This is a genomic window from Streptomonospora alba (assembly GCF_000826685.1).
Lineage (GTDB): Bacteria > Actinomycetota > Actinomycetes > Streptosporangiales > Streptosporangiaceae > Streptomonospora > Streptomonospora alba.
Window position 1 is genome coordinate 1 of sequence record NZ_JROO01000016.1, and the last position, 12,940, is coordinate 12,940.

General features: G+C 68.8%; 10 protein-coding genes. 7 read left to right on the top strand and 3 right to left on the bottom strand.

The window, feature by feature from the left end:
- Positions 1-115 precede the first annotated feature (115 nt).
- Positions 116-757, top strand: coding sequence for a helix-turn-helix domain-containing protein (locus LP52_RS09210; protein ID WP_238580815.1), 642 nt, complete (start codon positions 116-118; stop codon positions 755-757).
- Positions 758-1,314: 557 nt separating this feature from the next.
- Positions 1,315-1,905 carry an RDD family protein gene (locus LP52_RS27665; protein ID WP_052809640.1) on the top strand — a complete coding sequence of 197 codons (591 nt, stop codon included), beginning with the start codon at positions 1,315-1,317 and terminating at the stop codon, positions 1,903-1,905.
- A 488-nt stretch (positions 1,906-2,393) separates the two neighbouring features.
- On the opposite strand, the gene LP52_RS09220 is transcribed toward LP52_RS27665, so the two are convergent.
- From LP52_RS09220 to LP52_RS09230, 3 genes are all read right to left on the bottom strand, one after another.
- Positions 2,394-2,657 (bottom strand): MerR family transcriptional regulator, encoded by a 264-nt coding sequence (locus LP52_RS09220; RefSeq protein ID WP_084723060.1) that lies wholly within the window; start codon positions 2,655-2,657, stop codon positions 2,394-2,396.
- Positions 2,658-3,613: 956 nt separating this feature from the next.
- Complete coding sequence (locus LP52_RS09225) at positions 3,614-4,627, bottom strand: YihY/virulence factor BrkB family protein (protein WP_238580806.1); 1,014 nt, start codon at positions 4,625-4,627, stop codon at positions 3,614-3,616.
- 716 nt (positions 4,628-5,343) lie between these two features.
- Complete coding sequence (locus tag LP52_RS09230; protein WP_202966082.1) at positions 5,344-6,198, bottom strand: ice-binding family protein; 855 nt, start codon at positions 6,196-6,198, stop codon at positions 5,344-5,346.
- A 1,037-nt stretch (positions 6,199-7,235) separates the two neighbouring features.
- On the opposite strand from LP52_RS09230, the gene LP52_RS09235 reads away from it, so the two are divergent.
- From LP52_RS09235 to LP52_RS09255, 5 genes are all read left to right on the top strand, one after another.
- Positions 7,236-8,531 (top strand): extracellular solute-binding protein, encoded by a 1,296-nt coding sequence (locus LP52_RS09235; RefSeq protein ID WP_040272485.1) that lies wholly within the window; start codon positions 7,236-7,238, stop codon positions 8,529-8,531.
- 64 nt (positions 8,532-8,595) lie between these two features.
- The gene (locus LP52_RS09240) at positions 8,596-9,483 is read left to right on the top strand and encodes a carbohydrate ABC transporter permease (protein WP_040272487.1); all 888 of its coding nucleotides are present in this window, start codon (positions 8,596-8,598) and stop codon (positions 9,481-9,483) included.
- A gap of 3 nt (positions 9,484-9,486) precedes the next feature.
- On the top strand, positions 9,487-10,371 hold the full coding sequence (locus LP52_RS09245) for a carbohydrate ABC transporter permease (protein ID WP_084723052.1): 885 nt from the start codon (positions 9,487-9,489) through the stop codon (positions 10,369-10,371).
- 69 nt (positions 10,372-10,440) lie between these two features.
- Positions 10,441-11,844 (top strand): glycoside hydrolase family 5 protein, encoded by a 1,404-nt coding sequence (locus LP52_RS09250; protein ID WP_040272489.1) that lies wholly within the window; start codon positions 10,441-10,443, stop codon positions 11,842-11,844.
- A 257-nt stretch (positions 11,845-12,101) separates the two neighbouring features.
- Positions 12,102-12,938 carry a class I SAM-dependent methyltransferase gene (locus LP52_RS09255; protein WP_040272490.1) on the top strand — a complete coding sequence of 279 codons (837 nt, stop codon included), beginning with the start codon at positions 12,102-12,104 and terminating at the stop codon, positions 12,936-12,938.
- Positions 12,939-12,940 lie beyond the last annotated feature (2 nt).

A 12,940-nucleotide genomic window follows, 5' to 3' on the forward strand; every position in this document is an offset into this window, starting at 1 on the left:
GTGGACCGTCCGCCGCCACCGGCGCGACGATGCGATGGTGGCCACGTTGAGCTGTAGGAACGGTGAAGGCAGAGGTAAGGCGATGAACGAAGAACACAAGACGGACGGCGGCGACATGTCGCGCCGTATCGCTCAACGCCGGTCGGAGTTGGGGTTGACGCGAGACGAGGTGGCCGAGCACGCCGGCATGGACCCCGGCTACGTGCGATACCTGGAGGAGCACCCGGCGCGCTTGAGCCGGGAATCGCTGTACCGGCTGTCGCAGGCGCTGCGCACGTCCCCTGACCACCTGCTGGGCGCCGACACCGACACCCCGCCCGGTGCCGCCTCCACCGCCGTGGCCGAACCGCAGCTCCGCACGCTCTCCGCCGACGAGTGCCGGGAGCTGATCGGTCCCGGCGGCGTCGGCCGCGTGGCGTTCGCCGAGGCCGCCGGCGCCGCTCCGACCGTTCTTCCGGTCAACTACGGCCTCAGCGACGACGCGGTGGTCTTCCGCACCGCCTCCCACGGGATCATCGCCCGCAACGCCTCCGGGCCGATGAGCTTCCAGGTCGACCGGCTCGACGACACCATGAGCGAGGGCTGGAGCGTACTCGTGGCGGGGCGCGCCCGCATCGTCGAGGACGCGGCCGAACTGGCCGCCCTGCGCGAGCACCATTCCCTGCGCCCGTGGGCGGGCGGCGACCGCGAAGCCTGGGTCCGCATCGAGGCCGAACAGATCACCGGCCGCCGCGTCGGCGGACGCACCTCCGGCTGATGTGGAGCGCCCTCCTGGCGCCGGTGAACAACCCGTCCATGGACGACCGCCTCATCATGGCGCTGACCACGGTCGGCCCCGCCCGCCCTGATCCACGCGGGCGACACCGCCGGCCCCGGCCGCGGGTGGGCCGACCTGGCCGCCGTCCGCCGCCGCCCGGCCCTGCGCAAAGGCCGGATCCGCCGGGCGGAGGCTCCGTCCGCGTCCGTCCGGCACGCGCGAGCGGCCCCGCAATGCGCTTGCGGGGCCGCGGCGTGTCCGCACGATTCGCGCTGCCGGCCGGTATCCGCCATGACCGGTGTGCGGCCTGTGCCACGCCCTACCGGCACCCCGATCCGCCTGCGGCCGGCGCCGATCACATCGGCTCCATCGCTGCCGGCGGCCCGCACCCCGGTCCGAATGGGCCGCGGGCTTCGCAGGAGCGACGTCGTCGGCCGGAGAAGTCACGGGCTGCTCTCGGTGAACAGGTCCCGATCGCCGGTAGGGCGAAACAGCGCCGCCTGCCCACGACGGGAACAGGCGTTGCGTCCCCTACACGACGCGCCGACAATGCCGTCGTGGCCTCTCCTTCCCGCCCCCTCCTGGCGTTGCGCCTCGCCGCACTCGCCATCGACGGTGCCGTGATCTGCGGCTATGCCGCCGTCCTGTTCGCCACCACTATGGCGGTGTACCGCACCACTGCGGGCGGGGTCCCCGACCTCTTTTCCACCGTCGGTGTGGCGGGAGCCCACGGCCTCGCGTTCGCCACACTGACGGCCCCGGTCGGCCTCTACCTCTTCGGAACGGAGGCGGTACATCAGGCCACGGTCGGCAAACGTATAGCGGGCGTCGCGATCGCCTCACATACCGGGCGACGTGCCGGCGTAGGCGCCGTGGCCGTGCGAACCATCGCGAAGCTCGCACCCTGGGAGCTGGCTCACTGGGCGGTGTTCCGCACCGTCTACCACGAGGAGCACCTGGGCCATTCGCCGCCCGGCATCGTTTTCGCGGCGCTGTGCGGGGCCAACATCCTTCTCGTGGCCTATGTGGCAGTGGTGCTACTCACCCGGGGACGGCGGGGACCACACGACTATCTCGCCCGGACCGCGGTCGCGCGGGCCGCAGCCCCGCAAGCGCGTGGCACGACGTGCGCGACCGGCTTCGACTGAGTCGGATTCGTGGTCTCGCGACACATCGCGCGGTCAGGTCGAGGCCGCCGACTCCGAAACGGGAGATGCCCCGGCCTCCCTTCCGCATCCTCGCCGGAGCGATCATGCTCGGCCGGGTCGTGCCGACTGTGGGCGGCCACCTCTCGACCGCGCTGGGCCTACCCATGTCCCTCGCGCCGGCCCCGATGGCCGCTTGCAGCTGGGCACGATGAAGCGGGCGGTGAATCCGCAGTCCCTGATCGCCGCGGCCGGGACGGCCGCAGCGCTGGTGCCCATGGAGGTGTGGGCGCTGCGGGCCGAGCGACCGGCAGCTGCTCTTACTCGGCCTGGTCGCGCTCGGTGTCGCGCTGGGGCCGTTCGCCGCCCGCAAGGGGCGGACCCCAGCCCCTGCGTCGGCCCTGATCCGCGCGCCGATCCGGGAACCGGCGTCCGACCGCCCATGTCCGGACCTGGAGCACCGCCCGCCTGCACCCGGCCGCGGCGGGGTCTCACTCCGGCGGGTCGGTTCCCCGCATCTCCTCGTTGATCCGCCGGGCCTCCTCCAACTGGTCCTGCAGGATCACGATCTTGCATGCCGCCTCGACCGGCGTGCCCTCATCGACCAACTCCCGCGCCCGGGCCGCGATGCGCAGCTGATACCGGGAGAAGCGCCGGTGCCCGCCCGCCGAGCGCAGCGGCTCGATCAGCCCGGCCTCGCCCAGGGCGCGCAGGAACGCCGGCGTCGTGCCGACCAGCTCCGCGGCCCGGCCCATGGTGTAGGCGGGAAAGTCGTCGTCATCAAGCCGGTCATCGGCGTCGGAACCGGTCACAGCACCTCGTCAACGTCTCTGTGAGCACGTCGAGGGCCCCGGCGCCGCTGCGGCGCCGGGGCCCGAGAGTTCAACACCATCTACGTACCGGCCCCAGCAGGGCCGATCTGCCGATTCCCGTCGAACCTACTGCACCGGGAATGCGGGGATCGCGGTTGTCTGACCGTGGACCACCTTCTTTCGAACCAGGGTCCTGCGGTACCCGCGCGGCGACGTTCCTCACGCGGGCGATCCTGATGGCATCTGCTCCTCTCGTCCTCACAACCTGCAACTACATCTACTGCACTGCTATGTACCGCGTACTGCTGTACTACCGGCCCCCGGCGCCTTACCGCACGTGCGCGCCGGTCGAGCCGACCTGCTCTTCCTGCTGCGGCCTCCCCCTACAGGGCGGGACGCCGGTGGTGCACCTGCACTTCGTTCATTCCACCTGAGGTGGTCCTGCCAGGCGGCCTCCGGACGCGTTCTCGATACCTCATCCAGCGCCGGGACGCCCTTGTGCACTGCTGCTCCCCCCGTGGCGGCGGGAAGCCTCCTTCGGTACTGCAACTGCGTGTACCGCGTACTTCTGTACTACCGGCCCCCGGCGCCTTACCGCACGTGCGCGCCGGTCGAGCCGACCTGCTCCGCCGGTTCCTACCGGCGGGTCCTCTGCAGCCCGTCTGCTCGGCTACGACAGAAAAATTAGCAGCAACTCCCACTCATGTCTACTCCGGCCACTACAGCTTTTCGCGTGTCGCGCGGCCATGAACCCTCTCCTGCCGCAGACCGGCGTATCAACCCGCCCGGACCAGTCCCGGGTCCCGGCGAGGTGGAGGGACGCGAGTCCGCCGCCGGCTTCCACGTCCGCGCTGCCTGTTGTCCTGCCGTCGCCGTGCGAGCGGCCGTCTCGGGCGAGTTCAGCCGTCGGATCGGGAGCGGGCGATCTGGGCGTTCAACTCGGCCCCGAGCAACACCGCCAGTGCGGTCACATACAGGAACAACAAGGCCGCGGCAGGCGCCGCCAATACGCCATAAGCGGCGTTGCCCGCGATCACCAGCGACATGAACAACCGCAGCGCCATGCTGCCACCCAGCCACAGCAGCATCGCGAGCACCGCACCGGGCACCTCGCGCCGCCAGCGGGCGCGTACCGGGGTCGCAGCACGGTAGAGGGCGACCAGCAGCCCTGTGCAGAGCACGATCAGAACGGGCCAGTAGCCCACACTGACCAGCGGCCCGACGACCGGACGGGCGTCTGCGGGTGTGGCGGCGAGGATCCAGTCCGGAGTCGCGACCAGCAGCGGCAGCACGAGCGCTCCGGCGCCCAGCGCTCCCAGGTAGAGGGCGAAGGCCAGCGCCCGCGCTCGAAGCGCCGGGCGGAGATCGTGCATCCCATACGCGATGGTGATGGCGTTGACGTAGGTGTTCATCGCCGCCGAACCGCTCCACAGCGCGAGCAGGAAGCCGGCCGAGACGATCTCGCCGCGTCCGTGGCGCAGCACATCGGCCAGGACCGGGTCGATGACCTCCTCAACGGCGGAGGGCGCAAGGACATGCCCGGCCACCGTCAGGATCCAGGCCTCGACCTCGCTCACCGTACCCGCGCCGAACAGCGGGGGCAGATACCCGATGGCGGCCACCAACACCAGCAGCAAGGGGGTCAGCGAAAGCAGCGCCCAGAACCCGGCCTCGGCCGCCAGCCCGAGAACCCGGTCCGCCCAAGCCCGGCCGAGGGTCCCGGCAGCCAACTGCCGCACCCGACGCGCCGCCTCGCCCAACAGGCGAGCGGCTCCGTGGCCGGAGCGCTTCCCGGCGGCCGCCATGGGTGCGGTGCCATCCGGCTGCGCACGGGGCGTCGGCAGGGGCGGTGCCGTGGCGGGTCCTTCGCCGTCACCTGGGCCGTGGTGGTTGAACCAACGCAGATTCGGCATGGCGTAGTCCCTGACGGAAGCCGGCGTGGCGGGGCACCTCGGGTCGGGGATGTCGTCGGTACCGGGTAACCGCGATTCTACGCCGTGGCGATCGCCCCGGCATGACCGCGAACCACAGCGCCCTCGCGGCCGGAAGCGCGGTCCGCGGGGAGCGCCCCGGCCCTGCAGCCGCATCACGCGCTTCCCCGGATTCGGAATCTGCAGGCGGAGTGATCCCTGGACTCGGGCAAAGGCCTGCATGCGCCCTGCCCCCGCATCGCGCGGGCAGGGCGCATGTCGCGTGGTCACACCGTGATCAACCCGAGGCACGGCCTCGACCTCTCCACCGCCCCCGTGCCCGACCGCGACACGTAGTCGCAGCTCAGCACGGCTCCAGCGGCCATACGTGCCATGCGAATTCTGCTGGACCTCGGTTGTCGGCGCGGTCAGCCCGGCGTGGCGCACTGACCGCGCCGCCGAAGGTCGCAGCAAGGCACCGCAGCCCGAGGTGATCCCTGTTTTGAGACCCCGGTGCGCGCGGGCCTGACGGCGCCGGGTGTGGTTCGGTTCACCGATTTCGCCCAGGCCCCGGTCCACGGCAACGATCGTGCAACCGGTCTCCGTCGGATGCAGGACCCTTCACGAACCGATCAGGTCACATACGGATCCGAGCGGACGCGCGTTCTGAGGGCGGGTACGTGGAACGGAGACTGCCGTTTCCACGCGGGTACGTCGGATTAATAGCCATCCCTGTGGCCATAACCGCCGTTCCCGTATCCGTCGCCGTTACCGTCGCCGTTACCGTCGCCGTTCCCGTTACCGTTACCGTTACCGTCGCCGTTCCCGTTCCCGTTCCCGTCGCCGTTCCCGTTCCCGTTCCCGTCGCCGTTCCCGTTCCCGTCGTCGTCGCAGTCAGCCCTCTGGATCACATTGTTGTCGAGCGTGACTTCACCGTTGCGCGCCAGCAGACGACCGTCGACCGTGGCACCGGTGTTCGCGCTGATCGAGGTCAGGGCGAGGACGTTGCCCACGAATGTGGAGTTCGTTCCCAGTGTCGCCGAACTCCCGACTTGCCAGAAGACATTGCATGCCTGGGCACCGTTGATCAGGTTGACGTCACTGGCCGACCCGGTGATGAGTGTGGAGCCGATCTGGAAAATGAAGGCGGCGTCGGGGTCCCCCTGGGCGTCAAGCGTCACCGTTCCGGTCAGTCCGAGCGACGAACTCGCTTCGTAGACCCCGGGAGTCAACGTCTGCCCCCCGAGATCACCGGAGACGCTCGCGGTGGCGGGACGCCCAGCGGCGTCGTTGTACGCCGTGGTCAGATCGGACTGGGCCTGGAGAGCGACGGCGTCCGCGATGTGCGTCGATCCGGTGACGGTGCCCGGAGGAAACCCGGTCACAGCGGTACCGGGGTGGACTCCCAGATCTCCCGCGACGGTGCTGGGCCCGGTGTTGGTGACGGCTTGACCGGCCAGGACCGCGAAACTGTCCGCGGTACCGAGGTCTACCGGTGCCGGTTGCGCTCGTGCGCCGGTCGAACCGAGGCCCAGCGTAGCCAGGACCAGCATGAGGACGAATCCGGCTGCCACCAAGGGAGAAGAGGGCGACAATCGAAAGGCAGGCGCAAAGACAGGTCTCATACGGGGACATCCTCTCTAAATTTGACATACGACCGGAAAACGGGAATCAACATGGACCGCCCCCGGTCATCCATTATCGGTCCTTCGGTAACGCCAGGACAGATCAGAGCCCCGGGACGGAGCCGCAGAGCTGTCCACAAGAAGGGACCGTACACAGCCAACCGGAGAAATCCGATCCGAACCGCCGAGGCGATCCAATGAGAACCGCGCGCCCCGCACCTGTTTTGTCAATGATCATCAATGTGTGAATCTGGGGCGGTTTGGGTCGACCCACCATGAAATCGTGGGATCAGCGCCTGAGCGACGCCCTACGGATTTCGGACCATGCTTTGCGCTGCGGAAACGCGGGAACCGCTCGGGCGACCCGGTCCGCCGGTCATTACGGCTGTCGGCTCTGCCGGGCCGCCCGAGTCGAGGTCGAACCCGACCGCATCACCGGCCTCGATCCGGTCGCGGCGCCGTGGTCTCCCTCGTACCCCGAAGCGATACAGGTCCGTGCCTTCGTTCTTCCGCGACGAGAGCCGCTTCATCGCCTTCCCGGAAACGGCCGCGCCCCGGCTCGACGGCCGCCCCGCGGCCACCGTGGTGGACGTGGTCGGCGCGCTCCCACTCGGCCGACGCCTCTCCTCCCCGCTGACGCACCGGCCCGGCGGCTCCTGCTGTGACCCCGGCACCGCCGGCGCCCGCCCGGTCGACCGGGATCCCCAGCGCCCCCGGCGACGAGGACGAGGGCGGCAACGTTCGACTCGCCGCCCCGCTGGACGCTGGGCACGTCGAGCGGCGATGGGATGCACATCCGCCCTTGACCTCCACTCGGCTCCAATTTAGTTTGACCCGAGCACAAAGTATTACCTGCGTCACAATGCCAGTGCTCCGCGTCGCCGGAGCAACCCGTGTGCGCGAACCGGCGCCCCTCCTCGGCCGCACCCAGTCCACCGATACGTCCGACGAACGACGGTACGACGCCACGAGCACGAAGGGCACCCATGGCAAGGGAACTCTCCCGCCGCGGCCTGTTCTCCGCAGGATCGGCCGCTTCGCTCTCCCTGCTGCTGTCCGGTTGCGGGTTCGGCATCGGCAGCTCCCGGACGAGCACAGGAGCCACGATCTGGGACATCTCCACCGGTAGCGAGCAGCAGCTTCTCAACCAGATCGCCAAACGGTTCAACGCCCGCGACGGCGGCCCGTCCGTGACCGTCCAGTACTTCCAGAACGACCCCTACAAGAACCGGCTGCGCACCTCGATGATCTCGGGGACGCCGCCTGAGGTGTTCTACAACTGGGGCGGCGGGCAGCTCAAGGCGTTCGTCGACGCCGGCGAGGCCGCGGCCATCCCTCCGTCGGTCGGCACCGACCGCTACTTTCCGTCGGTCATGGACGCGGTCACCTTCGACGGGCGGATCTACAGCGTCCCCAAGTCGGGTACCGCGCCGAAGGTCTTCTTCTACAACAAGGACCTCTTCGCCGAGCACGGCCTCAGCCCGCCGACCACCTGGAGCGATCTGCTCGAGGTCGTCGGTGTCCTGTCCGAGGCGGGGGTGACTCCCATCTCGCTGGCGGGGCAGAACCTGTGGACGAACATGATGTACCTGGAGTACCTCGTCAACCGTGTGGGCGGCCGGGAGCCCTTCAGGGGTATCACCGCCGGCGAGCCCGACGCCTGGTCGCACCCGGCCATCAGGCAGGCGGTCGCCATGATCCAGGAGCTCGTGGCCTCCGACGCCTTCCCGGACGGGTTCGCGGCGCTCGATGCGGACACCAACAGGGATACCCAGCTGGTGTACTCGGGGCAGGCGGGCATGCTGCTCCAGGGCGCGTGGAACTACCAACGGTTCGTCACCGACGCCCCCGAGTTCGCTGAAGACCGCCTGGGCTGGTTCCCGTTCCCCCGTGTCGAGGGCGCGGGCGGCGACCCGGATGCGGTGGCCGGAAACCTCACCAACTTCTACGGCCTGACCAGTGCCTCGCGGAACCGGGGCCACGCGGTGGCGTTCCTCGACGAGGCGGTCATGAACGACTACATGGTCGACCGGTTGATCGGTATGGGGCTGGCGCCCCCCGTAACCGGCATCGAGGACCGGCTGGCCGAAAGCGACCGCTCCGACTGGCTGCTGTTCGTCTACCGGCTGGTCGAGGGCGCCTCCTACTTCGACCTCTCCTGGGACCAGGCCCTGCCACCCGAAGCGGCCCAGGTGCTGCTGACGAACATGGGGCGCGTGTTCTCCCGGAACATCACTCCCGAGCAGTTCTCGCAGAACATGAACCAGACCCTGGAGCGCTGAGCGCGCCCGCCCTTGCCCGGGACGGCGAGGTCCCACGCCCCTACCCCGACACAGGGGAGAGCTCGTGTCTGTACGACGTGACTGGCGAGCGTCGCTGCTGCTGATGCCGGCGATGCTGTTCTTCACCGTTTTCGCCCTGGGACCGCTGATCGCGGCCCTGTGCCTCAGCTTCCTGCAGTGGAACGGGATAACCCCGCCGCAGTGGAGCGGACTGGAGAACTGGGGCCGAGCGTTCACCGACCCGGCGACCTTGGACTCCATCAAGTTGACGCTGCTGGTGATCGCCCTGTCCTGGCTGATCCAGACCCCGGCGAGCATCCTTCTGGGGGCCTTCCTGGCCGGCTACCAGCGTTACCGGGCCCTCCTGGGAGTCTTCTACTTCCTGCCGCTGCTGTTCTCAGCCGTGGCGGTAGGGCTCATCTGGCAGGCGATCCTCAGCCCCCAGGGCGCGCTGAACTCGTTGCTGCGCGCGGCGGGCGCCGACGCGATCACCCAGCCCTGGCTGGGCAGCTCCAGTACCGCGATCTACGCGGTGATCATCGTGATCGCCTGGCAGTTCATCCCGCTGCACACCCTGCTCTACCAGGCGGCCGTGCGCCAGATCCCCCAGCAGTTCTACGAGGCCGCACGCATCGACGGGGCGGGAAAGATCCGCCAGTTCGTCTCCGTCACCCTGCCGCAGCTCAAGTACACCCTCATCACGTCCTCAATCCTCATCGTGAACGGCTCGATCACCTACTTCGACATCGTCTTCGTCCTCACCGGCGGAGGCCCCGAAGGCTCCACCCGGATCCTGCCGCTGCACATGTACATCACCGCTTTCCAGGAGACCCAGATCGGATACGGAAGTGCGATCGCGATCCTGATGGTCGTGCTCGGACTCGCCTTGTCCCTCGTCCTGCTCAGGATCTCGGGTTTCTCGCGCATGGAGAGCCAGGCGGAGGGAGCGTAAGCCTTGGTACGCACACACGGCGGTTCCGCCGCACCGTCCGACGCCTCCGGGCGGCGGGACCCCGGGCGCGGCTCGCGGCGGTCCTTCCCGCTGGTACCGCTGCTGGGGATCGTCTGGTTCGCGGCGGCGTTCTATCCCGTCTACTACATGTTCATCAGCAGCCTGCGAGAGCGGAGCGACTACCTCGAAGGCAGTCCGTGGCTCCCGCCGCTGCAGCCGGTGCTGGGCAACTACGCCGAGGTCCTCGGCAGCGGGCTCGCCCTCTACTTCCTCAACAGCCTCTTCGTGGTCACGTTGTCGGTGGCCCTGATCGTCTTCGTCGGCTTTTTGGCCGCCTACGTGATTGCGCGCATCCCCAGCCGGGCGATACGCGGAGTCTTCACCACCTTTCTGATGGGGCTGGCGATCCCTCTGCAGGCGGCGATCATCCCCGTCTACCTGCTGATCGTGGAGATGGGGCTCTACGACACCCTTTACGCTCTCATCCCGCCCCAGGTGGCCTTCGGCATCCCGCTGACGGTGCTGATCCTGGTGAACTTCATCCGCGACATCCCCAACGAGCTCTTCGACGCGATAAAGCTCGACGGCGGCGGGCATCGGCGGACCCTGCGCAGCCTGGTCCTGCCGCTTTCGCGGCCGGCTCTGGTCACCGTGGTCATCTACAACGCGCTGCAAGCGTGGAACAACTTCCTGTTCCCGCTGGTCCTGACGCAGAGTTCGAACGTGCGGACGATCCCGTTGGCCCTGCAGCAGTTCCAGGGCCAGTACGGCGTCGACGTCCCCGGGCTGATGGCCGCGGTGCTCCTGTCCACATTGCCGATCATCGTCCTCTACATCGTCGCCCGCAGGCAGCTCCTCGGGGGGCTGGCTGCGGGCTTCGGCAGGTGATTCGAACGGGCGGTGCGCCACGGGAACCCACGCCCGCGGCGGTCGGCCCACGGTTGAGAGGAGTCGGATTTGACTGGCGACGCCCTGCTGTCCGTCCGCGGATCGACGCTCGTGGACCGCAACGGCGCGACTGTCCTCCTGCGCGGCTTCGGCCTCGGCGGGTGGATGAACATGGAGAACTTCATCACCGGATACCCGGCGAACGAGGAGGCGCATCGCGGCTCCATCCGGCGGGTCCTGGGCGAGGAGAGGTACCGGCTGTTCTTCGAGCGCTTCCTGGAGTACTTCTTCACCGAGGAGGACGCGCGCTACATCGCCTCTCTGGGGCTCAACCTCGTCCGGCTGCCGATCAACTACCGGCACTTCGAAGACGACATGCGCCCCTTCGAGATCGACGAGACGGGATTTCGCCACTTGGACCGGGTCATCGACCTGTGCGCCCGCCACGGCGTCTACACGATCATCGACCTGCACGCGCTGCCCGGGTACCAGAACCAGCATTGGCACTCCGACAACCCCACGCACCGAGCACTGCTGTGGCAGCACAAGCATTTCCAGGACCGCACGGTGCACCTGTGGGAGGCCATCGCCCGCCGCTACCGCGGCAATCCGTGGGTGGCCGGCTACAACCCGATCAACGAGCCGGCCGACCCCAGCGAAGAGATGATCATGCCGTTCTACGCGCGGCTGTACGAGGCGATCCGGGCCCAGGATCCCGACCACATCGTCTTCCTCGAAGGCAACCGCTACTCCCAGGACTTCCACATGTTCGGCGACCCCTGGGAGAACGTCGTCTACACCAACCACGACTACGCGCTCCCGGGCTTCGTCGACGGCGGCCCCTACCCCGGGGTGAGCCGCGGCACCTACGTCGACCGCGAGGTGCTGGAGCAGACCTTCCGACGGCGCAGCGCCTACATGCTGGAGCGCGGCCTGCACGTGTGGGTGGGCGAGTTCGGACCCGTCTACACCGGCGATCCCGAGGCCGACGCGATGCGCTACCGCGTACTGCGGGACCAGTTGGAGATCTACGACCGCTACGGGGCGAGCTGGGCCATCTGGCTCTACAAGGACATCGGGCTCCACGGAGTCGCCTACGCCGCACCCGACTCCCCGTGGATGCGCCGGGTCGCTCCGATGGTGGAGAAGAAGGCGCGGCTGGGCGCCGACGCCTGGGGCAGCACCGAGCAGGGCGTCACGCAGGTCATGCAGCCGATCCGGGAGCTGTTCGCACGGGAGTTCCCCGAGTACGCGCCGTTCCCCTTCGGTGCCTCGCGCGACATCCAGGAGCTGGTACGGCACATCCTGCTGTCGGAGCCGATGGTGGACGAGTTCGCGGAGCTCTTCCGCGGGGTCACCGAAGAGGAGATCGACATGCTGATGCGCTCTTTCCTGTTCGAGAACTGCCGCCTACGCACCCCGCTGGCCGAGGTCCTGTCCGAGCACGCGGGAACCGCCGCGCACAGCGGGTAGGCCGCGGGCGGCTCCCGGCGATCGCGGCGCTTCTCGGGCCTGTCCGGTATCGGCACGTCGCCAGGTCGGGCAGCCACCGCATCCGAGGGCTCGCCACGTGGTCACTGCCGCTCATCCTCGGGCCGCCGCTCGGCGTGATCACCGCGCTGCTCGGCACCCCCGTGTTCGTCGTCCGTTCAGCGGATGGGGGCCGACTCCGTCGCCCCAGGCACCGGTGCTCCACTATCCTTCCATCCGAAAACGGTTATCATTGCACAATGTCTGATACGCGAGAAGACGGCGACTCCATCGCGCGAGGGTTCGACGCCGCCGCGGCCGAATTCACCTCGTTGGGCGAGCACCTGTGGGGGCCCATCGGAGAGGCGCTGGTCGCGGTGGCCTCTCCCCAACCTGGCGAACGCGTCCTGGACGCATGCTGCGGAACCGGCGCCTCGGCCGTTCCCGCGGCACAGCGGGTAGGCCCCGACGGGGTCGTGGACGCTGTCGACGTCTCCGCTCCGATGATCACCGAACTCCGTGCACGCGCGGCGCACCTGCCCCAACTACGCACCCACCGCCTCGACATCACCGCCTGGGACGGCGGTGGCCCTCCCGGATACGACGTCGTGCAGTCCGGCCTGGGGATCTTCTTCCTTCCGGATATGACGGCCGGAACCGAGGGCTTGATCGCGATGGCGCGTCCGGGAGGACGAGTCGCGTTCGCCATCTGGCGAGGAGACGCGATGGCGGCCGCCGGACGCCAACTGAACCGTGCGGTGGCCGCGGTCACCGGGGGTGAGGAGGCTCCGCCGAGGAAGCCGTACCTGATCGACCGCATCAACCAGCCCGAGTGCTTCGCCCAGTGGCTGGGCCGGCGTGGTCTGAGCGATGTGAACGTCGCCGTCAACGAGCGCAGCCTGACGATGGACCCCGACCTCGCCTGGTTGGTGATCCTCGGCTCCGGGTTCCGCAGGGCGCTGGCGCAGCTCCCGGACGACGCCGTCGCATCGGTGCGTGAACGCTACCTCTCGTTGCTCGACGAGGAAGGCATCGACGCCCTGGACGCCACCACGCTGATCGGATCGGGCACCACACCCGCAGCCCCGAACCCGTGAGA